The sequence below is a fragment of the Mycobacterium sp. Soil_C_30 genome, from assembly GCF_057656995.1.
Window position 1 is genome coordinate 220,740 of the sequence record NZ_JBDGJH010000005.1, and the last position, 21,864, is coordinate 242,603.

Genomic DNA, 21,864 nt, shown 5'->3' on the forward strand with positions numbered 1-21,864 from the left:
CGCTCCCTTGCCGCCAACGGTGAAAAAGCTTGCCAACTTCGGCAGAAACTGACACCCACGGTAACCGTCCGCGTTGCAGGCCACCAAATTGATGGCTGTTTTCTTTCTCACGTACCCCGAGCTGCCAGGTCTGCGCGCAACTGGGGTTCGTCGACATCCCAATAACTGTGTTCGGACCCGTCGAGCATCACCACCGGCAGCCGGTCCCCGAACTCGGCACGCAAGCTGGTGTCCCCCGCGGCGGCGAGTGCGTCGACGTCGACCGTCGTCAACTCGAAATCCAGCTCGGCAGCCAACGCGGCCAGCCGTTCCCGGACCCGCACGCAGATACTGCAGCCGTCCCGTGTCAGCAATTGCACCTGTGCGCGACTCACCTGAGTCAGTCTCCCATCCCAGCCCAGCTCACCCGTCTTAGTAGGGTGAACCCTGCGGCAGGTAGGCGCAGGAAGGGGGTCCGCGATGCTCGGGCGCCACGTCGACGGTGCACAGGGGGTCGCGGGCGAGGCCAGCGCTGAACGGGCAGCACAAGGCCTTTCCGAGGCCGAAGCCGCCGAACTCGACTCCGCGGCACCGCCTCCCCCACCGCCGGCCGACCTGACCGCGGCCGCGTTCTTCGACGTCGACAACACCCTGGTGCACGGATCATCCTTGGTGCACTTCGCCCGCGGCCTCGCCGCGCGCAAGTACTTCACCTACAGCGACGTACTCGGATTCGTTTACGCGCAGGCCAAGTTCCAGCTGACCGGCCGGGAGAACAGCGACGACGTGGCCGAGGGACGACGCAAGGCGCTCGCATTCATCGAGGGCCGGCCGACCTCCGAGCTGGTGGCCGTCGGTGAGGAGATCTTCGACGAGATCATCGCCGACAAGATCTGGCCGGGAACCCGTGCACTGGCGCAGATGCATCTGGACGCCGGACAGCAGGTGTGGCTGGTGACGGCCACTCCTTACGAGCTGGCGGCGACGATCGCGCGCAAACTGGGCCTGACCGGCGCGCTGGGCACCGTTGCGGAGTCCGAGAACGGGGTGTTCACCGGCCGACTGGTCGGCGAGATCCTGCACGGCACCGGCAAGGCGCACGCCGTGCGGGCGCTGGCCATCCGGGAAGGCTTGAACCTGCGGAGGTGCACCGCCTACTCGGACAGTTACAACGACGTGCCCATGCTGACGTTGTGCGGTACCGCGGTGGCGATCAATCCCGATGCCGACCTTCGCGACCTCGCCCGAGAGCGCGGCTGGGAGATCCGCGACTTCCGCACCGCCCGCAAGGCGGCCCGCATCGGGGTGCCGTCGGCCCTGGCGCTGGGCGCTGCCGGCGGGGCCCTGGCGGCCATCGCATCCCGCCGACGATGACCCCACCCCACCCGGCGTTGATAAGCTGCGCCGCTGAAGACCAGTGCAAAGGACGCGTCACCAAGCCATGGCCATAGCTGAAGAGATCATCGGCACGCATTACCGGTATCACGACTGTTTCGTGGTGGGCCGGGAAAAGATCCGCGAATTCGCCAGTGCCGTCAAAGACGACCATCCCGCACACTACGACGAACAATCCGCCCAGGAACTCGGCTACGACGCCGTGGTGGCCTCACTCACCTTCATCGCGGTCGCCGGCCGGCGGGTGCAGATGGAGATGTTCAAGAAGTTCGACGTGGGCATCAATCTGGCGCGGGTGCTGCACCGGAACCAGAAGCTCGAGTTCCACCGCCCGATCGTTGCCGGTGACAAGCTGTACTTCGACTCGTACCTCGATGACGTGACCGAATCCCACGGCGCGGTGATTGCCGAGCTGCGCTCTGAGGTGACCGACGCCGAGGGCAAGCCGGTGCTGACCACCGTCGTCACCATGCTCGGAGAGGCCGTCAGCGACGCCGATACCGATGCACAGGTCGCGGCAATTGCGTCGCGGATCACCGGAGCATAGTGTCGGCGCCTATGCCCAAGGCCAGCGAGCACTCACATGACGGCGCACTGACGCCTCACTTCGAGGACGTGCAGACGCACTACGACCTGTCTGACAACTTCTTCCGGCTGTTCCTGGATCGCACCCAGACCTACAGCTGCGCGTATTTCGAGAAGGACGATTACACCCTGGAGCAGGCGCAGATCGCCAAGATCGACCTGTCGCTGGGCAAGTGCGATCTCAAGCCGGGCCAGACGCTGCTCGACATCGGCTGCGGCTGGGGTGCCACCATCCACCGCGCGGTGGAGACCTACGACGTCAACGTCATCGGCCTGACACTCAGCGAGAACCAGCACGCGCATGTGCAGCGGCTGCTGTCCGACTCGGAGATCGTGAAGAAGTCCGGTCGCAGCGCCGAGGCACGCCTGCAGGGCTGGGAGGAGTTCAACGAGCCCGTCGACCGCATCGTGTCGATCGGCGCGTTCGAGCACTTCGGCCGCGACCGCTACGAAGCCTTCTTCGCCAAGGCCTACGATCTGCTGCCCGACGACGGCGTGATGATGCTGCACACCATCGTCAAGCCCAGCGATGAAGAGTTCGCCGAGCGCGGCCTGCCGCTGACCATGCGCAAGCTGAAGTTCTTCAAGTTCATCATGGACGAGATCTTCCCCGGCGGTGATCTGCCGCAGGTGACCAAGGTCGAGCAGCGCGCCACCGAGGCGGGCTTCACCGTGGCGCGGGTGCAGCCGCTGCGACTGCACTACGCGCGGACGCTGGATTTGTGGGCCGAGGCGCTGGAAGCGCGCAAAGACGAGGCCATCGCGATCCAGAACGAAGAGGTCTACGAGCGGTACATGAAGTACCTCACCGGCTGTGCCGAGCTGTTCCGCGAGGGCTACACCGATATCTGCCAGTTCACGCTGACCAAGGGACGCTGACAGCCCGGCTTTCTGGTTGACACTGCGCTGACGCCCGGCTTTCGACGCAAACTCGGGCGTGAGCGCAGTGTGAAACCGAGGCGCGCGTCTGCGACTCGACCTCAGCCGACCTTTCTGGGCTGAGGCTCTTCACCGCAGACTCGTACCTCGTCTGCGACTCGACCTCAGCCGACCTCTCTGGGCTGAGGCTCTTCACCGCAGACTCGTACCTCGTCTGCGACTCGACCTCAGCCGAAGAACATGTTCCGGCGGCCCGCCAGCAGCTGATACAGCGTCTGCTGGATGGTTTCGCGCACCTGATCGGTCAACTCGAAGGTGACCATCGGGTCATCGGCGGCCGCATCGTCGTAGTCGGCCGTCTCGATGGGCGTACCGAATGCAATGTGCCACTTCGACGGCAGCGGAATGAGCCCGACCGGGCCCGCCCACGGAAACAGCGGTGTCACAGGGAAATACGGCAATCCGAGCAGCCGCGCCAGCAGCTTCACATCGGCGAGCATGGGGTAGATCTCTTCGGAACCGACGATGGAGCACGGGATGATCGGAGCCTTGGTATGCAACGCCGCGGAGACGAACCCGCCGCGGCCGAACCGCTGCAGTTTGTAACGGTCCTTGAACGGCTTGCCCAGCCCTTTGTAGCCCTCCGGGAACACCGCGGTGAGCTCGCCGCCGGCCAACAGGCGGTGCGCGTCGGCCGTGCAGGCCATGGTGTGACCGGCCTTGCGGGCAGCATGTCCCAGCACCGGCATGTCGAACACCATGTCGGCGGCCAGCAGCCGCAGGTCGCGGCGGGTGGGGTGGTGGTCTTTCACCGCCACCGACGTCATCAACCCGTCGAACGGCAGCACCCCGGCGTGGTTAGCCACCACCAGGCCCGCACCCGTCTCCGGCAAGTTCTCGATACCGCTGACCTCGACCCGGAACCACGACTGGAACAGCCCTCTCAGCAAAGGGAGGAACACCGCCTCGTTGAGGTGCGGATCGAAGCCGAACTCGTCCACCACGTAGTCCCCGGTGAAACGCTTGCGTGCGAATTCGGCAACCGCCGCGATCCGCTGCGCGAGCTCATTGGGGACGTCGTTCTCGGCGGAGGTGGCGCCGGCGAAGTTGCGGTGGGCATCGATCTCGCGGACCACCGCGGCCATCTGCTCGGCCGACGCGCGGTCGGCGGGATCGGACAGCAGCGACGGATGTCTGCGAGCCGCCTCAGCGCGCAGACCCGCCCGCCGCGCTGCCGCCGCTCGACTCGAATTGCCATGCAGCGGAATGACTTTCGCTTTGGGCTCACCCGACACGATGGCCACCCTTTCCCCACCCGATTGAATCCATACTCAGCTTCCCCAGCGCTGCGCTGCCGCCACTGCGCGACTCTCCACTGAGCGTACCCACCGCGGGTCGATAATCGGAGTCAAACCTCGACCTCGCACGTAGTCATCGAAGGCCTCGACCGTGGTCCACTTCGGTTCGTACCCAAGCTCTGTGCGCATTCGCGTGGTGTCCATGACGCGGCCGTAGCTCATGTACGCCAGGTGATCGCGATTGAATTCCGTAGCGTTGGTAGCGCGTAACAGCGAATCCATGGCACGCACGCCCACCGACGGAAGCGGCAGAGCGAGACGCCCGGAGCGCCGGATCGCCTGCGACATCATGATGATCCCGGTGGCGCCGACGTTGAATGTGCCCGGCTTCCCGGCCATCGTCGCGCGCTCCAGTGCCCCCAGGGCATCCTGTTCGTGTAGCAATTGCAGACGGGCGTCCCGGCCCACGACGGTGGGCACCACGGGGCCCGCCAGGTAGCGCGACAGGGCGGTGTCCATGGCCGGCCCGATCATGTTCGCCAGCCGCAACAACGTCACCGCGATGTCGGGGCGCCGCCGGTACAGGCCGCGGGCGTAACCCTCGATGTCGATGCTGTCGCGGGCGAAACCGTCCCGGGGCGGACGTCGGCTGCTGCTGTCCTCGGTGAACATCACCGGGTCGTACGGACTGGAGCCGTACACCTCCGACGTGGACTTGAGCACCACCCGCCGCACCGACGGCGCTTTCTGGCAAGCGGCGAACAACTGCATGGCGCCCATGACGTTGAGTTCTTTCAGCGTCGCTCGCCCGCCGGATCGCGGCGCGTAGGAAGCGGCGGCGGCGTGCACCACGGTGTCGACGTCGCCGTTGCGAATCACCTTGGCGATGAACGGGTTCCGGATATCGGCGCGGACGAATTCAGCCCGGCCCATGCGCCGGAGCATGTCCTTGCTCGGAGTCACCGCATCCACGGCGATGACCCTGTCGATCGAGGGGTTGGCCGCCAACCGGGCAGTCAGATATCCGCCCAGGAACCGGCACGCACCAGTGACGAGCACAACCTTCGGTGGGTGCAAGGGGTTTCTGGGATCTGCGGTGTCGCGGTCGCCGCCGCCCGATTCCATCCAGCCAGGTTACCGGCCGGTCACGCCGACGGCATCACTACTCGGAGACTGGCAGGCAACCCACCAGGGTTGCACAGGACGATGCGGGCCCACCCCCAGGCAGGCCCGCATCTCCGATGCGTTTACTTACCGAGTTTTCTGCGCTGCACCCGGGTGCGACGCAGCAGCTTGCGGTGCTTCTTCTTCGACATCCGCTTGCGCCGCTTCTTGATAACTGAACCCATGAACTCCGCTGCCTACCTGCGCGCTTTCGGCGCGCTCACTGACACGACTGAACCTGGCCACCTTACCGAAAGAGTGGCCGCTTACGGAAAACGGGCTCCGGGGCCGCCTGGGCGCCCTGTGCCCGCCCCCTGATCAGCCCGCGTCGAAGTACGAGGTCTCCAGCAGGTCGTGGACCGCTTTGGCGTGCACGCGGAACGAGCGCCCCACTCGCACGGCCGGCAGTTCGCCGTTGTGCACGAGTCGATACACCGTCATCTTGCTGACCCGCATGAGCCCGGCGACTTCGGCGACAGTGAGGAACTGCGTTCTGGCAGCCGGTTGGCCGTCACCGGCTCCACCGTCACGCTTGCCGCTCGCAGAATCCCGTGCCGATGGCCCGTTCATAGACGTCATCGCAACCCAATCAATCAGGCACGGCCAGTTCCAGCGGCTTCCCCACCGCTGGCACGAACACGCGCTTACAACGAGGAGAATAGCGGGGCAGATGGGGTTACTGCGACGGGTGTGGGGTTATCGATCGAAAATTCCTGAACTACTCAGATGTAATTCCCAGCTGCTCAGAGCGCTTTTTGGCGGCTTCGACGGCGTGTGCCACCGCTGCCCGCAAACCTCCGCGCTCGAGCTCGCGCAGTCCTGCCGCGGTGGTCCCTCCCGGCGACGTGACAGTTGCGCGGAGCTGGGCCGCCGTGGTGTCCGGGCCACTCGACACGCCTCCGCCGACACCCCCCTCAGCGGCGGCGCGTCGCCCGTCGTCGATCTGTTCCAGCAACATCGCCGCCGAGCCCGCCATGGTTTGCACGGCCAGATCCGTAGCAACCGATCTGTGCAGCCCGGCATCGACCGCGGCGTCCACCAACGCCTCCACCATCAGGAAAAAATAGGCCGGCCCGGACCCCGATACGGCGGTCACGGCGTCCAGCTGACTCTCGGCGACTGTGAGCACTCCGCCCACGCAGTCGAACATCTCCGCGACGCCCTTGAGTTGCTCCGCAGAGGCGAACCGTCCGCGGGCCAGTGCGGTCACGCCGCCCCCGACGAGAGCCGGTGCATTGGGCATCGCACGCACGACAGGTGAGCCGGCCGGAAGACGCGATTCGTAGAACGACGTCGCGACCCCCGCGGCGATACTCACGAACACCTGCTCCGCGCTGTCTGCGTCGGCCTGAGAGGCCGCCTCGGCCACCTCGGCGACGACCGACTCCACATCCGACGGCTTGACGGCGACCACGATGTACTGGGCGTGCTCGGCGGCGTCGCGCGGCGAGGTGACGAGCACCGAGTACTTCTCGGCGAGATACCTGGCGCGCTCGGGCATCCGCTCGGACACCACGAGATCCTTGACCTGTCGACCGGCCCGCAGCAGGCCGGCCAGCAGCGCCTCACCCATGTTGCCGCCGCCGATAATCGCGATTCTTGCCATGTGGGGCAATCTAGCGCCAGGTCCGCCGCGGCCCGGTCACGAGGCCGGGTGAGACTCGTCGCAGTGCGCCTCTAGCGCCGCTGTCGCAGCTCCGACGGATCACGGGCGGGCACCAGGGCCAGCTGACGGGTCTGCACGACCACACGGCCCGCACAGTCGACCACGAGGTAGTCCTGGTCGAACCAGTGCTGCCCGATCTGCGTCGTGGTCGACAGCACCCGTAACCACCCGTCGGCGGGCCGGCCGCGCAGGTAGGCGGTGAGCTGCACCGTCGGCGCCCAGCCGCGGCGGTCGACGGCGAACGTCACCGGCGCGGAGATGTCACCGCACAGCAGCGCGAACAGCACATCCGGGGCCTCGTCGCGCGGACGCACCCAGATGCGGGTGTGCGGCGTCGCCACACCCGGCTGCAACTGCGACAGATCGGGCCGGATATCGCACCCGGCGACCAGATGGTTGACCCCGGCCAGGGGATGTCCGGGTCCGATCGGGTCGACGTCGGCGGGCGGCTCCGGGCTCATGAGCCCGGGCACCGGATTGGTCTCCAGAAGCGGCGCAGCGTGCGGTTCAGGGATCCCGACGGTGACAGCTGCGCGTACGGCCACCCGCCCGTCCTGGGTGAGATCGACGTCGACGAGGTTGACCTGGCGTCCGCGCTTGCGGACGGTGACCTCCAATTCCACCGGCCCTGGATCCGGCGCCCGCAGGTAGTTCGCCGACACCACGAGCGGTTCGGCGTCCTGCCCGACCGCTGTCCGCGCCGCCTTGGCGCACAACGCCAGCATCACGCCGCCGTGGATCTTGGGGCCGATGGTCCAGTGCTCGTTGAGGTTGCCCGCGAAGACCGCGGAGTCCTCCTCGTGCGTGCTCAACTGCAGGGTCATGGCATGGGAGAACAACGTGGGTGCCGTCATCAGATCCTTCTCAGCGCAACAGATGCGTCCGGGCGAAGGTCAGCGATTCGGTCAGGAGTTCCTCCCGCTCGGCTACCGACCTGGCCCCCGATGTGGTGACCTCCAGGATCACATGCCCGGCGAAGTCGCTTGCGGCCAGCATCTGGCAGATCTCGGCGGTGGGTTGCGTGCCGCGTCCGGGCACCAGGTGCTCGTCGGTGGACGACCCCTTGCCGTCGCACAGATGCAGGTGCACCAGGCCATCGGGCCCATCGATGCCCATCCGCTCCGCCATCTCGATGGCATCGGTGCCCGCGGTGGCGGTGTGCGACAGATCCAGCGTGTAATGCGCGTGGTTGCCGTCCAGCGGGTCATAGGACGGTGCGAACGCGGAGATCCCGACCCCCGGCCCGCCGCCACGTTTGCGCATCCGCTCGATCGACGATTGTCCGGTGCCGAAGAACCGGTCGGCGCGGAACGGGAACATGTTCTCCACCGCAACCAGCACCTCGCTGCCGGCCTCCAGCTCGGCCACCTGGTCGCTGAACCCTTCGGCGTAGCGCCGTTGCCAGCGAAACGGCGGATGCACCACCACGGTCTGCGCACCCAGCTGCTCGGCGGCGCGCACACTGCGGTCCAGTTTGGTGATGGGGTTGGCCCCCCAGACCCGCTGTGAGATCAACAGGCACGGAGCATGTACCGACAGCACCGGCATCGAATACCGGGCGGAGAGCTTCTCGATGGCGGCGATGTCCTGGCTGACCGTTTCGGCCCAGACCATCAACTCCACACCGTCGTAGCCGAGGCGTGCGGCGTACTCGAACGCGGCCTCGGTCCGCAATGGATAGACCGAGGCCGTGGACAAGCCGACCTTGATTGCAGGGCGCACCGGTGGATCGCCTGGGCGGGCGCTAGCTGGCCTGCAGCAACGCCAGCGGCCCGAAGGTGACCAGAGCCCCCACCGCGACCGCAGTCAGCGTGCTGCCGATGTCCTCGGTCTTGCGTACCACCCGGACACCGACCACCAGACCCAGGATGACCAGGACGCCCAGGATGAGGGCGACGATGCTGTTCCACTTCCACAGCTGGTCGAAGGCGATGAACAAGCCGGCACCGAACGCCACCGCCACGATCGACTGGACCGCGATCAGCAGACCCCGCACCGCCAACTGTCCACGCGTGGGCCGGTCCTCGGCCGTGGTGGGTTCTCCGGCGGTATCGACCCGGGTTTCGGTGTCGTCGTCGGTGTCGTCTTCCAGGGCCTCGGCGACCTCGAGCTCGTCGCCGACCGCCAGCTCGGAGTCCTCGGTGCCCCGGCGGGCCAGATCATCGGCCACCGTCTGGCCGCCGAACAGCGGTCCGCTGGTGGCACGTAGGTAGGTCTGCAGGTAGGAGGCGTCACCGATCCCGAGTTCGTCGGGCTTCTCCTCGGTGTCGGGCACCTCGGTTTCGGCCGAACCCGGCGCACGCAGCTCGGTGTCGGGCGTCTCGGCCTCCGGGACGTCGGCGTCCACCGCATCGTCGACGACCGGGTCCGGGCTCATGGTCTCGGCGTCGGCCGGAGTAACACCCTTACGGGCCACCAACGGGAAATGGCTGCGTTCCGGTTTGACCGCGGGTCCGCGCCGGGCCACCGGCGCATCCGCCAGCTCCGGTCGGCTGCCCGGGCGGGCTTCCGGTGCGGCGGCGCTGCCGTTGCCGTTGGTCCGCGCTGCGGGCTCCGCGTCGACCGGCTTGGGTGCCGGTTCCTGCGCCGGGGCCTCCGGCTGCGCGTCGGCCTGCGGTTCTTCCTTGACCGGCTCCTCCACCACGGGGATCTCGCCGGTGCGCACGATCGGGATCTCGCCGGTGAGCTCGGCGACGGTGACGGCATCACTGTTGCCGCGGCGACGGCGGCGACGTCCCCCTGGCGGGGCTGCGCCGATGGTGCCGTTCTTGGCGAGCAGCTCAGCTACCGAGATGGGCCTGGTGCTGGCTTCGCTGTCGTTTGGTCCAGTCATCGTCTGTTGCCTCTCGACCGGTTGTCACGCCGATCCTGCGTGCGGCCTCCAGCATCGCGCACCGGAGTCTCCACAAGAGCCGTGCCGTCGGCTTCGCTGTCCAGTTTGCGCAGGATCAGTCCCTCGCGCAGAGCCCACGGGCAGATGTCCACGGATTCGATCGACAGCGCTCGCATGGTCGCCTCGGCCACCAGCGCACCCGCCACGATCTGCGGGGCGCGCTCGGTGCTCACTCCTTCCAACTCCGCACGGTCAGCCGCGGTCATCCTAGAGATGAACGCTATGAGCTGTCTGAGACCGTTGGCCGTCAGCGTCCGCTTCACTCGCGGGCCCGCACCCGACGGGGCGGCCCCGGTCAGGCGCGCCAGCGACCGGAATGTCTTCGATGTCGCCACCGCAAGATCCTGACCGCCCGCCTTGAGCAAGGTGGCACTCGCGTCGGCCAGCTCGCTGTCGAGCCAGTCCTGCAGCGCCCCGATGGTACGCCGGCTCGGGGGGTCGTCAGGAAGCCACTCGCGGGTCAGCCGGCCGGCCCCCAACGGGAGCGACAACGCCGCATCGGGTTCCTCGTCGACGCCGTTGGACAGTTCCAGGGAACCGCCGCCGATGTCGATGTTGATGATGCGGCCCGCGCTCCAGCCGTACCAGCGGCGCACCGCCAGGAACGTCAGACGGGACTCGTCGACACCGGTGAGCACTTGCAGTGCCACCCCGGTCTCGGCGCGCACCCGCGCGATCAGCTCATCGGAGTTGGTGGCGTCGCGGACCGCCGACGTCGCGAACGCCATCAGCTCCGCGCACCCCGAGCTGGCCGCGATGCGAGAGAACTCGTCGATGGTGGTCACCAGTTTGTCGGCGCCCTTGCGGGTGATCTTGCCCGAGTTGTCGATCGCCTCGGCCAGCCGCAGCGCGGCCTTGGTCGAGCTCATCGGTGTCGGGTGACCGCCGCGGCGCGCATCGACCACCAACAGATGAACTGTATTGCTGCCCACGTCGAGCACGCCCAATCGCACGCACTCAAACCTATACCCAGGGATGTCGCGCCTGGCTGCATGTCTTGAACAACGGCGATAGGCGGTTTCGTCTACCGTTGGACCTCGTGACAGCCTGGCACCCTGACCATCCCGGCGAAGTCGACCTCGACTTCCCCCGGGAATGGGTGGAGTTCTATGACCCCGACAACGCCGAGCACCTGATCGCAGCCGACATGACCTGGCTGTTGTCGCGGTGGACGTGCGTGTTCGGCACCCCCGCATGTCAGGGCACGGTGGCGGGGCGCCCCGATGACGGCTGTTGTTCGCATGGCGCGTTCCTGTCCGACGACGACGACCGCGCGATGCTCGACGACGCGGTGAAGAAACTGACGGATGACGACTGGCAGTTCCGGGACAAAGGCCTGGGCCGCAAGGGTTATCTCGAGATGGACGAGTACGACGACAAGCCGAACCTGCGGACGCGCAAATACAAGGGCGCCTGCATCTTCCTGAACCGGCCCGGCTTCAAGGCCGGGATCGGCTGCGCGCTGCACACCAAGGCGCTCAAGCTGGGCGTGGAGCCGCTGACCATGAAACCCGAGGTGTGCTGGCAGCTGCCGATCCGGCGCACCCAGGACTGGGTGACCCGCCCCGACGGGGTGGAGATCCTCAAGACCACGATCACCGAATACGACCGTCGCGGTTGGGGTTCCGGCGGCGAGGACCTGCACTGGTACTGCACCGGCGACCCCGCCGCGCACGTCGGCAAGAAGCAGGTCTACCTGTCGTATGCACCCGAGCTCACCGAACTGCTGGGCGAGAAGGCGTACGCCGAGCTGGCCGCGATGTGCAAGCGCCGCAGCGGTTTAGGCCTGGTCGCGGTGCACCCGGCGACCCGCGCCGCCGAGTCCCACGCCTAGCCGCCGTCCCCGTCGTTGGTTTCTGCATCTGGGTTGTGATCCGTGCGGGTCCACAGCCCTGGCGCAGAAACAAGCCCCGGGCCCTAGCCTTATCACGCCCGGCCCGCTCTCCCCGGCTCGTACCTCGCCGCCTCGGCGACCGGGCTGGGTCTAGCCTTCCAGCTTGTAGCCCAGCCCCCGCACCGTGACCAGATGCACCGGGTTGGCCGGGTCGGATTCGATCTTGCTGCGCAGTCGCTTGACGTGCACGTCGAGGGTCTTGGTGTCACCCACGTAGTCGGCACCCCACACCCGGTCGATCAACTGGCCACGGGTGAGCACCCGCCCACTGTTGCGCATCAGGTACTCGAGGAGGTCGAACTCCTTGAGCGGCAACGTGATCTGCGTACCGCTGACACTGACGACGTGCCGTTCGACATCCATCCGCACGGGCCCGGCTTCGAGCACCCCGTCGGCCAGCCCCAGGTCGTCACTGTCACCGCCGCGACGCAGCACCGCACGAATCCGGGCGATCAGTTCGCGGGCGGAGTACGGCTTGGTGACGTAGTCGTCGGCGCCGAGTTCCAGCCCCACCACCTTGTCGATCTCACTGTCGCGCGCGGTCACCATGATCACCGGAACACTGGAGCGGGCCCGCAGTTGTTTGCAGACGTCGGTGCCCGACATCCCCGGCAGCATCAGATCGAGCAGCACGATATCGGCTCCGGCACGATCGAATTCGGCCAGTGCGGAGGGACCGTCGCCCACCACCGTGGCTTCGAAGCCCTCCTTGCGCAGCAGAAACGCCAGGGGATCAGCCAGCGACTCCTCATCTTCCACGATCAACACACTGGTCATCGACGTCATCATTCCTCTCCGTCGGTGTAGAAGTCAGTTTCGAGGTCTACCTGTCCGGTGAAGGCCGGGATCGATAAGGTGAACGTCGACCCGGTTCCCGGTTGGCTCCACACCCGGATGGACCCGTTGTGGTTGGCGGCGACATGCTTGACGATCGCCAGTCCCAGTCCCGTGCCACCGGTTTCGCGCGACCGCGCCTTGTCGACGCGGAAGAATCGTTCGAACACCCGTTCCTGATCGGCGCGGGCGATCCCGAATCCGCGGTCGGTGACCGCGATCTCGATATTGTCGCCGCGACGGCGCCGGCTCACCGACACCGTCGAACCGTGCGGCGAATACGCGATGGCGTTGGAGATCAGGTTGGCCAGCGCGGTCACCAGCAGCGGCTGATTCCCCAAGACCCGCAGCCCCGTCGGGGCGTCGGTGGTGATGTCGATGTCGGCGTTGTCGGCGGCCACCTTGTATCGCGAAAGCGCTTCGGAGACAACGGTGTCGACGTCGACCGGTTCCAGATCCGGCAGCCGCTCTGCACCTTGCAGACGGGACAGTTCGATCAGCTCGCCCACCATGTTGGCCAGCCGGTTGGATTCGGCGAGCACCTTCCCGCCGAACCGGCGCACCAGTTCGGGATCCTCCGGTGAGGACAGCAGGGCTTCGGCCAGCACGCCCATGGCGCCGACCGGTGTCTTGAGTTCGTGGCTGACGTTGGCGACGAAATCGCGGCGGGTGGCCTCCATGCGCGCGTGCTCGGACTGGTCGTCGACGTAGAGGACGGCAAAGCGTGCGTCCTCCTCGGCCAGCAGCCGCACCTGCCCGCGCACCGAGAGTCCGGACCGTCCCGACGGGCCGGGCCGGCGCGGTGACAGGTCGATCTCACCGGGCTCACCGGTGGTCAGCGTGCGTTGGGCGGCCAGCCAAGCCCGGTCGTCGAGCAGCCGGTCCCGGACCACACCGAGCGCAACCGCCTCGTCGTTCATGAACACCACGTCGCGGTGGATGTCGACCACCACGATGCCCACCGGCGCGAGTGAGACCAGCCGTCGCAGCATCTCCGAGACGGTGATGCCATGGGCCAGGGCGGCCGCACGCCTACGACGTTCCACTATCCGGGGCACCACGGCGGCGCCGATAGCGATACCTGCCGCCAGCGCGACCAGGGCGCAGACCCCGGCGACGATGAACGCCGACAGCACACTCACGCGAAAATCGTACGCATCGAGTGAACGCCATCCCAGCAGCGTGAGGCCATTTCGGGACAAGTCACACGGCCACGACCAGGTGTTTCTCCCCCGTTTGGGAGCCGTTCACCTGGGTTCAACCGGTGTTTGCCCACTGCCCGCTACTCCCGGGGCTCGCCGGCTACTTGGCTCCCTGGCTCGCCACCGCGGCAGCGCCCGCGGCCGCGGCCTCCGGATCCAAATAGGTGCCGCCGGCGACCAACGGTTTGAGCTCGCTGTCCAGGTCGTAGCGCAGCGGGATACCGGTGGGGATGTTCAGGCCCACGATGTCCTCATCGGAGATGCCGTCGAGGTACTTCACCAGCGCGCGCAGCGAGTTGCCGTGGGCGGCGATCAGCACCGTCTTGCCGGCTTGGAGATCGGGCACGATGGTCTGCTCGAAGTACGGCACGAAGCGGGCCACCACGTCGGCCAGGCATTCGGTCAGCGGACCACCGTCGATGTCGGCGTACCGCGGATCGGTGTCCTGGCTGAACTCGCTGCCCTTCTCGATCGGCGGCGGCGGGGTGTCATAGCTGCGCCGCCACGCCATGAACTGCTCTTCGCCGTACTTCTCTTTGGTCTCGGCCTTGTTGAGCCCCTGCAGGGCGCCGTAGTGCCGCTCGTTGAGCCGCCAGTCGCGGTGCACCGGGATCCAGTGCCGGTCGGCGGCATCGAGGGCGAGGTTGGCTGTGGTGATGGCACGGCGCAGCAGCGAGGTGTACAGCACGTCCGGCAGCACGCCTTCCTGCACCAATAGCTCACCACAACGGACCGCTTCGGCTCGGCCCTTCTCGGTCAGATCGACGTCCACCCAGCCGGTGAACAAATTGAGCGCGTTCCATTCGCTCTCGCCGTGACGAAGAAGCACCAAGGTCGATTCAGCCATGGCGCAAGTCTCTCACGAGGGCAGGTGTTCAGTCGTCGATGAGGTGCTCGAACGCCTTGAGGTTCTTCAGCGATTCACCGCGCGAGACCCGCCACTCCCATTCCTTCTGGATGGAGGTGCGAAAACCCAACTCCAGCAACGTGTTGAAGTCCTGGTCGACGGCTTCGAGCACCTGGCCGAGCACCCGGTCGATCTCGTCGGCGGTCACCGACTCCAGCGCCATCCGCCCCACCAGATAGATGTCGCCGACGTTGTCCAGGGTGTAAGCCACGCCGTAGAGCCGCCGGTTGCGCTTGAGCAGGAATTTGTAGACGCCCTCGAAATTCTCGTCGGGTCTGCGGCAGACGAACGCCTCGACCCGCACCGAGTGCTCGCCGATGCTGAGGATGGTGTTGGTCTTGAGTTTGCGTTCGCCGGGAAGTTCGACCACCAGGCCGGGCAGGCCGCCGTGCGCGCCTTCGTGGCGGGTGTACACCAGCTCGCGGTCGTCCAGTGCGGTTTCGATGACATCCTGCACCTCTGTCATGCGCGGACCCCGCGCCGACGGCTCCACCGGCGGGCACCTCGACGTCCCGCCAGTTCCCTCACCGGGTCGCGGTGATGGGTACGGGCGTAGTCACTGACGGCCCGGCCATAGGCGGCCAGCAGGTCATCGACGGTGCGTTCCCACGAGAAGTTCGAGGCGTGCGCGACGGCGGCGCGGCCCATGGACCCGAGGTCACCGGCCAGCAGAGCTTCGATGCCGTCAGCCCAGCGCCGGGGATCGTGTCCGGACACCAGGGCGCCGGTGGCGCCGTCGCGGACCGCGACCGGCAGCCCGCCGACGGCGGCGGCCGCAACCGGGGTGCCGCACGCCTGCGCTTCGATGGCCACCAGCCCGAAGGATTCTGAGTAGCTGGGGACGGCCACCAGGTCGGCGGCGCGGTACACCTGCACCAACTGATCCCGCGACTGCGGAGGAAGGAAGGTCACCCGGTCCGAGATACCCAGTTCGGCGGCCAACGCAACAAGTCCGTCTGGCGTGGCGAGGCCGGTGCCGGATGGACCGCCGGCCACCACCGCGCGCAGGTGCGGCACCAGCGCCACGGCCCGCAGCAGCACATCGGGCGCCTTGAGCGGCTGGATCCGGCCGACGAACGCGACAGTGGGTGCGCTCGGATCCAGTCCGAGCGCTTTGCGCGCCTCGACTTTGGAGCCCGGGGTGAAAGTCGCCAGGTCAACACCTGGATGCACGATGTCGATACGCGCGGGATCGGCGTGATGCAGTGAAACCAGTTGGCGCGCTTCGTCATCGGTGTTCGCGATCAGGCGGTCGGCCTCGTCGACCACCTGTTGCTCCCCCACCGAGCGCAGCGGCGGTTCCGGGGAATCCCCGTCGGCCAGCGCGGCATTCTTCACCGCCGCGAGGGTGTGGGCGGTGTGCACCAGCGGCACGGCCCAGCGGTCGCGGGCCAGCCACCCGACCTGACCGGAGAGCCAGTAGTGACTGTGCACGATGTCGTAGTAGCCGGGCTCGTGGGTGGCCTCGGCGCGCAGCACCCCGGCGGTGAAGGCGCACAGCTGCGTCGGCAGATCGTTTTTGTCGAGGCCCTCGAACGGCCCGGCCACCACGTTGCGCACCAGCACCCCGGGGGCCACCTGCACCACCGGCTCGTCGGAGGACGAGGTGGCCCGGGTGAAGATCTCGACGTCGACGCCGCGGCTTGCAAGGTGCAGGGCACTTTGCATGACGTAGACGTTCATCCCGCCGGCGTCACCGGTACCGGGTTGGGCCAACGGCGAGGTGTGGACGGACAACACGGCAACGCGCACACCCCCATCCTTACACCCCGGCCGGTCGACGATGCGGGCGAGGAACGAGTCCCGAGGAGGAAGGGCCGGCCGAAAAGGCACCCCGGCCGGTCGACGATGCGGGCGCGGGGGTTCCCCCAGCGAAGCGAGGGGGCGAACGAGTCCCGAGGAGGAAGGGCCGGCCGAACCGCGGTTCAGGCGGTGGCCTCCGGCGTGGCGAGCACCCGCGCGCTGGTCGCGGCGCGCCGCATCGCCGCCAGCGGGTCCGCATACAGTCCGCCGAGCGAGACGATGCCCGCGCCGGCTTCCTGCACCCGGTTGCCGAAGGCGCTGACCCGGATGTCGCGGGCCGGCAGCACCGAACGCGCGGCGAACGCCGCCTCGACGTCTTCCATGGCTTCGGGGTACTCGGTGAACGCCTGCCCGCCGACCACCAGATCGTCGGGGTTGAGCAGGTCACGCAACAGCGCCACCGCTTCGCCGAGCACCCGGGCCCGCTCGGCGAGCAGTTCACGGGCGGGTTCACTGCCGTCACGAGCGGCCCGCAGCACCGTGGCGATCGAGGCATTCGGCGTGGTGTCGGAGACGATGCCGAGTCGTCGGGCCGCCGATAGCACCGCTTCGTCACTGACGGTGGACTCGAGTTGCCCTGAGCCACCGAGCAATTCGGACTGGGCAGGCAGATTGGCGATGGTGCCGGGACCGCTGACCGGACTGTGCACCCGGCCGCCGATCACCAACGCGTAGCCGACGGTCTCGCGGGCGTAGACGTACAGACTGGTGGCCGAGGGATTGGCGAAGCGCCGCATGCCCAGCAGCAGCTCGGCGCCGGCCATGGCGTCGACGTGCGCGGCCACCGACACCGGAAGACCGAGCGTCTCGGCCAGCACCGGACCCACGGGAGCCTGCGTCCAACCAAGGCGCTGATGGTCGACATGGCCGGTGTTGCCGTCGACGGTGCCGCCGATCGCCACGCCCACCCACAACGGCCGACGGCGGTGCCAGCGGGCCAGGTAGCGGCGGGCGCTGCCGGCCAGCGATGCCAGCGCCTGCCCCTGGGGGCCACGCGGCGTCGGGGTCTCGACGACATCGAGGGTGCGGCCGAAGAGGTCGGTGGCGACGATGCTGGTGGTGCGGGCGCCGATGTGCACACCGAGAGTCAGGTAGGGCTCGTGGTTGACCTCGACGGGCACCCGGGGCCGGCCGATGGCGCCGGAGGCGGCGAGGTCAGCGCGCTCGCGCAGCAGACCGGCGTCCAGCAGAGCGGTGACCTGGCGGTTCACCGTCGCGATCGACAGCGAGGTGACCTGGGCGATGACATCGCGGGCGATCGGACCGCGCAGCCGTGCGGCGTTGAACACCGCTGCCGCGGCGGCGTCACCGATGCGCAGCGCCGGCGCGACGATGGCGTGCCGAGTACGCAGGGGATGTGCCGAGCTACGCGGTTTGGCGCTCTCGAGGGGACGAGCAGCCCTGCCGCTGACGGTGGAAGCGGTCTTGCGGGTGATTGCTGCAGTCATGGGAAATGTCCTCGGTTAGTCGAAGCGGGCGGGCTGCGGGCCACGCCGTGCGACTCGGGAAACTCCCGGGGTGCGTCAGGCGCAGCAATGACCGGGACAACAACACATCCCGGTAAGCGCGCTCTGGACTCCCATCAACACGTAGAGCAACTTAGCACGGTTACTAGAGTTGGGCCGATGACGACGCCTTCGAGTTCCAGTAATGCCGCCGACCGCCGGGTGGCCGTAGTGACCGGCGCCAGCTCGGGGATCGGCGAAGCTACTGCCAAAGTGCTTGCGGCCCAAGGCTTTCACGTGGTTGCGGTGGCTCGCCGAGCCGATCGCATCGAGGCGCTGGCCGCGGAGATCAACGGCACCGCTGTTGTGGCGGACGTCACAGACGATGCCGCGGTGGCAGCGCTGGCCGACCAACTGCCCGGCCCGGTGTCGGTGCTGATCAACAACGCCGGTGGCGCCAAGGGCCTGGCCCCGGTCGCCGACTCCGATTACGACCACTGGCGCTGGATGTGGGAGACCAACGTGCTGGGCACGCTGCGGGTCACCCGCGCGCTGCTGCCCAAGCTCATCGACTCCGGTGACGGCCTGATCGTCACCGTCACCTCCATCGCCGCGTTCGAAACCTATGACGGCGGGGCGGGTTACACCGGGGCCAAGCACGCCCAGGGCGCCCTGCACCGCACTCTGCGCGGAGAGCTGCTCGGAAAGCCGGTGCGTCTCACCGAGATTGCCCCGGGTGCGGTGGAGACCGAGTTCTCCCTGGTGCGGTTCGGCGGCGATCAGGACCGCGCCGACAAGGTGTACGAGGGCATCACCCCGCTGGTGGCCCAGGACGTCGCCGAGGTGATCGGGTTCGTCGCTTCCCGGCCGTCGCACGTCGACCTGGACACCATCGTCATCCGGCCGCGCGACCAGGTGGCCAACGGCCGCTGGAACCGGAAGGTCTAGGGACCGCCCAGCTGTGAGGGACGGCGCGAAAGTCAGCCGCCCGGCTGGCCCGTCGGCACCGGCGCACCGGTCGGTGTCACGGGCGCGGTGCTCGGCAGGTTGACCGGCGCTGCCTCCGAACTGATGGCCGACATGGATTTCCACTCGTCCCACGGCACCGCCCAGTCCCAGATGTCACCGTCGGCGTAGGACAGCGGGATACGGGTGCCGGTGACCTCCACCGGGTCGCCGTATAGCGCGGAGTTGAAATACTGCTCGGCGTCGGTGATCGACAAGTTGATGCAGCCGTTGGTCACGTTCGAGTTGCCCTGCGCGCCGGAGCTGGCCGGGTTGGCGTGGATGAACTCGCCGTTGTTGGAGATCCGCACCGCGAACCGCTCGCGGACGTTGGCGTACCCGGCGGCCGGGTTCGTCATGTAGAAGTCCTCGTACTTCTCGGTGACGACGTGGATACCGCTGCGGGTGACGTTACGGTCCAGGTCACCTTCGCCGTAACTGCACGGGAAATCCATGATGACGCCGGCGTCGGTGAGCACCTGGATGCGGTGGCTGGAGGCCTCGGCTTTGACCAGCTGGAATCGCCCGACGGTGAAATCCAGCGTCGAGTCGGCGGCGCCGTAGGCGTCCTGACCGAACGGCACCCCGTAGAAGTTGGCGTCGACGTGCACGGTGGTGCCGGCCGGGTAGTACTCCTTGGTGCGCCAGTGCATCCGGGAGCCACCCGCCTCGTCGGGTAGCCAGCCCCAACTGCCCTCGACCTCGGGTGTGGTGGTCACCTTGACGGCCTTCTCGACCTCGGCGCGGTCCTCCTCGGCGATCGACGCGTCGAACTGCAAGATGATGGGCGCCGCCACACCGACGGTCTGACCGTCGGCCAGCTGGAACTGCCCGCTGACCGTGGTGACGGGCTGCACGGTGGTGAAGCTGCCGGCGACGGGCACCGACTTGCCGTCCTCACCGACCGCCGACCCGCTCCAGGTGTACTCGACTCCGTAGCCCAGGGGTTCGGCGGTGGTGAATTCGTTGCGGTCCCGGTTCAGATTGCCCGCGACGACCTTGCCGTCGGGGTTCGTCAGGGCGATCCGCTGGAACCAGCCGTCCTTCACCTGCACCCGGATGGGCTCGGTGGGGGCGACGTCGGTCGCGGACACTTCCGGGCTGAACGTCAGCGTGGGTTCCGGCGGTGGCCCCTGCACCGCCTCCTCGATTTTGTCGGTGGCCTCCGCGCAGGCGGCCAGCACTCCCGGTGCCGCGACGCCGAGCGCCAACGCACCGAGTGCGCGGCGCCGGTTCAGCAGCTTGGAGGCGGGCAGGTCACGGTCGGGGGTCACGTCGTCCCAGGGTACGGACGGGTCTGACAGTGCGCGAAATCGAGCAGCTCAGATGACACAACCGACGAGCACCGGCTCCGGCTCGAGCCGCACCCCGAAGGTAGCAGCCACCCCGTCGCGGATCTGGCGGGCCAGCGCAAGGACATCCGCGCTGGTCGCCCTACCACGATTGGTCAGGGCGAGCGCGTGCTTGGTGGACAGCCCGGCCGGCGCATCCGGGCCGGGGAATCCCTTGGCGAAACCCGACTGCTCCACCAGCCAGCCCGCGGCCAACTTCACCGCCTCGCCGGCCGGATAGTGCGGTACCGGACCTACCGCGATGCCCTGGATGCGTTCGAAGTCGGCGACGCAGACCACGGGGTTGGTGAAGAACGACCCGGCACTCCAGGTGTCGTGATCGAGGTCGTCGAGCACCATGCCCTTGCGGCGGCGCAGCGCCAGCACCGCCGCCCGTACCTCCGCGGGGTCGGCGCGCTCCCCGGCGTCGACTCCCAGGGTGGTGGTGAGCTCGCCGTAGCGCAGGGGCGCGCTGAGGCCCGACGCGTCGAGCGCGAACTCGACGTCCAGCACTACCGGCGCCGGGCCGGGGGTGATCGGGTGTTTCAGGATGCTGGTCCGGTAGCCGAAGCCGAGTTCAGCACCGTCGACCCAGCGCGTGTCGCCACTGACGCGGTCGAGCAGGCACACCCGGGTCAGGGTGTCGGACACCTCGGCTCCGTAGGCGCCCACGTTCTGCACCGGGGTGGCACCCGCCGAACCCGGAATTCCCGACAGGCACTCCAGACCGCCGAGGCCGGCGGCGATGGCGGTGACCACCACGTCATCCCAGACCGCACCCGCTTCAGCGCGAATGAGATTGCCGTGCAGGCTGATTCGAGGCGTCGCCAGATGCACCACAGTCAGATCGTCGAGGTCGTCGGCCACCAGCAGATTCGATCCGCCGGCCAACACCAGCGGCTGCTCGTCAGTCAGCGCCCGCAGGGTTTCGACCACCTGCTCGGTAGTGGTGCAGGTGATCACGCGGCGCGCCACCGGCCCCACCCGCAGAGTGGTCAGGGGCGCCAGCGGCACCTCGTGGGCCACCGCCGCGCCGCCGAATGGCAAACCGCTCACAGCCGGTAACGGTAGCCTCACGGGCTATGCCGCGTTCATTCGACATGTCCGTCGAGTACGAGGGCAGCGTCGAGCAGGTCCACCAAGCGTTCAGCGACGAGCAGTACTGGCTGGCCAGGCTCGCCGAGGCCGGACCCGGGGACTCGACGCTGGATTCACTGGAAGCACTCGACGACGGCAGCGTCGTCATCGCCACCACCCTGGTGCTGCCCCGTGAGTTCCTGCCCGCCGTCGCCACGCAGTTCCTCAGCGGCGATATGCACATCTCCCGCCGCGAGACCTGGGCCCCGGTGAGCGACGGCAGCGCTTCCGGATCCGTGGACTGCGCGATTGTGGGCGCACCCGCCACCATGCGGGGCACCAGCACGCTCGCGCCCAACGGCGGCGGCGCCCGGATGGATCTGCACGCCACCGTGGAGGTGCGCATCCCGTTGGTGGGCGGCAAATTGGAGAGTTTCATCGGAAGTCAGTTGACGAACCTGCTCATCGAAGAACAGCGCTTCACCACAGCCTGGCTTGGTTAGGTCC

The 21,864-nt window shown here is 67.7% G+C and carries 24 protein-coding genes; 6 read left to right on the forward strand and 18 right to left on the reverse strand.

Going from position 1 to position 21,864, the window contains the following annotated elements:
* Window positions 1-107 precede the first annotated feature (107 nt).
* Window positions 108-374: a glutaredoxin family protein gene (locus tag AC3A6P_RS11815; RefSeq protein ID WP_487691674.1), complete on the reverse strand. Its 267-nt coding sequence runs from the start codon at window positions 372-374 to the stop codon at window positions 108-110.
* A gap of 85 nt (window positions 375-459) precedes the next feature.
* Here AC3A6P_RS11815 and AC3A6P_RS11820 point away from each other — a divergent pair, with 85 nt between their 5' ends.
* The 3 genes from AC3A6P_RS11820 (at window position 460) to AC3A6P_RS11830 (ending at window position 2,838) form a co-directional block, all read left to right on the forward strand.
* A complete protein-coding gene (locus AC3A6P_RS11820; RefSeq protein ID WP_487691675.1) occupies window positions 460-1,353 on the forward strand; it encodes an HAD family hydrolase in 894 nt (297 codons plus the stop codon).
* A 67-nt stretch (window positions 1,354-1,420) separates the two neighbouring features.
* Window positions 1,421-1,921 (forward strand): FAS1-like dehydratase domain-containing protein, encoded by a 501-nt coding sequence (locus tag AC3A6P_RS11825; RefSeq protein ID WP_487691676.1) that lies wholly within the window; start codon window positions 1,421-1,423, stop codon window positions 1,919-1,921.
* 11 nt (window positions 1,922-1,932) lie between these two features.
* Window positions 1,933-2,838 (forward strand): cyclopropane mycolic acid synthase family methyltransferase, encoded by a 906-nt coding sequence (locus AC3A6P_RS11830; RefSeq protein WP_487691677.1) that lies wholly within the window; start codon window positions 1,933-1,935, stop codon window positions 2,836-2,838.
* 227 nt (window positions 2,839-3,065) lie between these two features.
* On the opposite strand, the gene AC3A6P_RS11835 is transcribed toward AC3A6P_RS11830, so the two are convergent.
* From AC3A6P_RS11835 to AC3A6P_RS11875, 9 genes are all read right to left on the reverse strand, one after another.
* Complete coding sequence (locus tag AC3A6P_RS11835; RefSeq protein ID WP_487691679.1) at window positions 3,066-4,142, reverse strand: lysophospholipid acyltransferase family protein; 1,077 nt, start codon at window positions 4,140-4,142, stop codon at window positions 3,066-3,068.
* A gap of 27 nt (window positions 4,143-4,169) precedes the next feature.
* Window positions 4,170-5,261 (reverse strand): SDR family oxidoreductase, encoded by a 1,092-nt coding sequence (locus AC3A6P_RS11840; RefSeq protein ID WP_487691680.1) that lies wholly within the window; start codon window positions 5,259-5,261, stop codon window positions 4,170-4,172.
* A 122-nt stretch (window positions 5,262-5,383) separates the two neighbouring features.
* The gene (locus AC3A6P_RS11845; protein WP_003402602.1) at window positions 5,384-5,485 is read right to left on the reverse strand and encodes a 30S ribosomal protein bS22; all 102 of its coding nucleotides are present in this window, start codon (window positions 5,483-5,485) and stop codon (window positions 5,384-5,386) included.
* 133 nt (window positions 5,486-5,618) lie between these two features.
* On the reverse strand, window positions 5,619-5,879 hold the full coding sequence (locus tag AC3A6P_RS11850; protein ID WP_487691681.1) for a helix-turn-helix domain-containing protein: 261 nt from the start codon (window positions 5,877-5,879) through the stop codon (window positions 5,619-5,621).
* A gap of 139 nt (window positions 5,880-6,018) precedes the next feature.
* Window positions 6,019-6,906, reverse strand: a complete 888-nt coding sequence (proC, locus tag AC3A6P_RS11855) for a pyrroline-5-carboxylate reductase (RefSeq protein ID WP_487691682.1) — start codon at window positions 6,904-6,906, stop codon at window positions 6,019-6,021.
* A 71-nt stretch (window positions 6,907-6,977) separates the two neighbouring features.
* Window positions 6,978-7,820: a thioesterase family protein gene (locus AC3A6P_RS11860; RefSeq protein ID WP_487691683.1), complete on the reverse strand. Its 843-nt coding sequence runs from the start codon at window positions 7,818-7,820 to the stop codon at window positions 6,978-6,980.
* Window positions 7,821-7,830: 10 nt separating this feature from the next.
* On the reverse strand, window positions 7,831-8,688 hold the full coding sequence (locus AC3A6P_RS11865) for a sugar phosphate isomerase/epimerase family protein (RefSeq protein ID WP_487691684.1): 858 nt from the start codon (window positions 8,686-8,688) through the stop codon (window positions 7,831-7,833).
* A 22-nt stretch (window positions 8,689-8,710) separates the two neighbouring features.
* Window positions 8,711-9,799: a hypothetical protein gene (locus AC3A6P_RS11870; protein ID WP_487691686.1), complete on the reverse strand. Its 1,089-nt coding sequence runs from the start codon at window positions 9,797-9,799 to the stop codon at window positions 8,711-8,713.
* A complete protein-coding gene (locus AC3A6P_RS11875; RefSeq protein WP_487691687.1) occupies window positions 9,796-10,812 on the reverse strand; it encodes a Ppx/GppA family phosphatase in 1,017 nt (338 codons plus the stop codon). Before AC3A6P_RS11875 ends, AC3A6P_RS11870 begins: the two co-directional genes overlap by 4 nt.
* An 86-nt stretch (window positions 10,813-10,898) precedes the next feature.
* Here AC3A6P_RS11875 and AC3A6P_RS11880 point away from each other — a divergent pair, with 86 nt between their 5' ends.
* Window positions 10,899-11,693, forward strand: a complete 795-nt coding sequence (locus AC3A6P_RS11880) for a DUF3109 family protein (protein WP_487691688.1) — start codon at window positions 10,899-10,901, stop codon at window positions 11,691-11,693.
* Between the two features lie 150 nt (window positions 11,694-11,843).
* Here AC3A6P_RS11880 and regX read toward each other — a convergent pair whose 3' ends face one another.
* From regX to AC3A6P_RS11910, 6 genes are all read right to left on the reverse strand, one after another.
* On the reverse strand, window positions 11,844-12,530 hold the full coding sequence (regX, locus tag AC3A6P_RS11885; protein WP_487691689.1) for a two-component sensory transduction protein RegX: 687 nt from the start codon (window positions 12,528-12,530) through the stop codon (window positions 11,844-11,846).
* An 8-nt stretch (window positions 12,531-12,538) separates the two neighbouring features.
* The gene (locus tag AC3A6P_RS11890) at window positions 12,539-13,729 is read right to left on the reverse strand and encodes a sensor histidine kinase (RefSeq protein WP_487691690.1); all 1,191 of its coding nucleotides are present in this window, start codon (window positions 13,727-13,729) and stop codon (window positions 12,539-12,541) included.
* A 160-nt stretch (window positions 13,730-13,889) separates the two neighbouring features.
* Complete coding sequence (locus AC3A6P_RS11895) at window positions 13,890-14,636, reverse strand: phosphoglyceromutase (protein ID WP_487691691.1); 747 nt, start codon at window positions 14,634-14,636, stop codon at window positions 13,890-13,892.
* Between the two features lie 28 nt (window positions 14,637-14,664).
* Window positions 14,665-15,162 (reverse strand): type III secretion system chaperone family protein, encoded by a 498-nt coding sequence (locus AC3A6P_RS11900; protein WP_487691692.1) that lies wholly within the window; start codon window positions 15,160-15,162, stop codon window positions 14,665-14,667.
* A complete protein-coding gene (gene mshA / locus AC3A6P_RS11905; RefSeq protein ID WP_487691957.1) occupies window positions 15,159-16,481 on the reverse strand; it encodes a D-inositol-3-phosphate glycosyltransferase in 1,323 nt (440 codons plus the stop codon). Before mshA ends, AC3A6P_RS11900 begins: the two co-directional genes overlap by 4 nt.
* 140 nt (window positions 16,482-16,621) lie before the next feature.
* Window positions 16,622-17,947 (reverse strand): ROK family protein, encoded by a 1,326-nt coding sequence (locus tag AC3A6P_RS11910; protein WP_487691693.1) that lies wholly within the window; start codon window positions 17,945-17,947, stop codon window positions 16,622-16,624.
* A gap of 177 nt (window positions 17,948-18,124) precedes the next feature.
* Between AC3A6P_RS11910 and AC3A6P_RS11915 the strand changes: the two genes are divergently transcribed.
* Window positions 18,125-18,892 carry an SDR family NAD(P)-dependent oxidoreductase gene (locus AC3A6P_RS11915; protein WP_487691694.1) on the forward strand — a complete coding sequence of 256 codons (768 nt, stop codon included), beginning with the start codon at window positions 18,125-18,127 and terminating at the stop codon, window positions 18,890-18,892.
* A gap of 32 nt (window positions 18,893-18,924) precedes the next feature.
* On the opposite strand, the gene AC3A6P_RS11920 is transcribed toward AC3A6P_RS11915, so the two are convergent.
* Window positions 18,925-20,223, reverse strand: a complete 1,299-nt coding sequence (locus AC3A6P_RS11920) for a L,D-transpeptidase (RefSeq protein WP_487691695.1) — start codon at window positions 20,221-20,223, stop codon at window positions 18,925-18,927.
* Between the two features lie 48 nt (window positions 20,224-20,271).
* The gene (locus AC3A6P_RS11925) at window positions 20,272-21,336 is read right to left on the reverse strand and encodes a UDP-N-acetylmuramate dehydrogenase (RefSeq protein WP_487691697.1); all 1,065 of its coding nucleotides are present in this window, start codon (window positions 21,334-21,336) and stop codon (window positions 20,272-20,274) included.
* Window positions 21,337-21,362: 26 nt separating this feature from the next.
* Here AC3A6P_RS11925 and AC3A6P_RS11930 point away from each other — a divergent pair, with 26 nt between their 5' ends.
* Window positions 21,363-21,860, forward strand: coding sequence for a DUF2505 domain-containing protein (locus AC3A6P_RS11930; RefSeq protein ID WP_487691698.1), 498 nt, complete (start codon window positions 21,363-21,365; stop codon window positions 21,858-21,860).
* Window positions 21,861-21,864 lie beyond the last annotated feature (4 nt).

What these genes read in the sequence shown, in the direction of transcription:
- AC3A6P_RS11820 (WP_487691675.1), top strand. Translation starts at nt 460, where the DNA reads ATGCTCGGGCGCCACGTCGACGGTGCACAGGGGGTCGCGGGCGAGGCC.
- AC3A6P_RS11850 (WP_487691681.1), bottom strand. Translation starts at nt 5,879, where the DNA reads ATGACGTCTATGAACGGGCCATCGGCACGGGATTCTGCGAGCGGCAAG.
- AC3A6P_RS11930 (WP_487691698.1), top strand. Translation starts at nt 21,363, where the DNA reads ATGCCGCGTTCATTCGACATGTCCGTCGAGTACGAGGGCAGCGTCGAG.
- AC3A6P_RS11825 (WP_487691676.1), top strand. Translation starts at nt 1,421, where the DNA reads ATGGCCATAGCTGAAGAGATCATCGGCACGCATTACCGGTATCACGAC.
- proC (WP_487691682.1), bottom strand. Translation starts at nt 6,906, where the DNA reads ATGGCAAGAATCGCGATTATCGGCGGCGGCAACATGGGTGAGGCGCTG.
- AC3A6P_RS11895 (WP_487691691.1), bottom strand. Translation starts at nt 14,636, where the DNA reads ATGGCTGAATCGACCTTGGTGCTTCTTCGTCACGGCGAGAGCGAATGG.
- AC3A6P_RS11840 (WP_487691680.1), bottom strand. Translation starts at nt 5,261, where the DNA reads ATGGAATCGGGCGGCGGCGACCGCGACACCGCAGATCCCAGAAACCCC.
- regX (WP_487691689.1), bottom strand. Translation starts at nt 12,530, where the DNA reads ATGACCAGTGTGTTGATCGTGGAAGATGAGGAGTCGCTGGCTGATCCC.
- AC3A6P_RS11900 (WP_487691692.1), bottom strand. Translation starts at nt 15,162, where the DNA reads ATGACAGAGGTGCAGGATGTCATCGAAACCGCACTGGACGACCGCGAG.
- AC3A6P_RS11830 (WP_487691677.1), top strand. Translation starts at nt 1,933, where the DNA reads ATGCCCAAGGCCAGCGAGCACTCACATGACGGCGCACTGACGCCTCAC.
- AC3A6P_RS11845 (WP_003402602.1), bottom strand. Translation starts at nt 5,485, where the DNA reads ATGGGTTCAGTTATCAAGAAGCGGCGCAAGCGGATGTCGAAGAAGAAG.
- AC3A6P_RS11915 (WP_487691694.1), top strand. Translation starts at nt 18,125, where the DNA reads ATGACGACGCCTTCGAGTTCCAGTAATGCCGCCGACCGCCGGGTGGCC.
- AC3A6P_RS11910 (WP_487691693.1), bottom strand. Translation starts at nt 17,947, where the DNA reads ATGACTGCAGCAATCACCCGCAAGACCGCTTCCACCGTCAGCGGCAGG.
- AC3A6P_RS11870 (WP_487691686.1), bottom strand. Translation starts at nt 9,799, where the DNA reads ATGACTGGACCAAACGACAGCGAAGCCAGCACCAGGCCCATCTCGGTA.
- AC3A6P_RS11860 (WP_487691683.1), bottom strand. Translation starts at nt 7,820, where the DNA reads ATGACGGCACCCACGTTGTTCTCCCATGCCATGACCCTGCAGTTGAGC.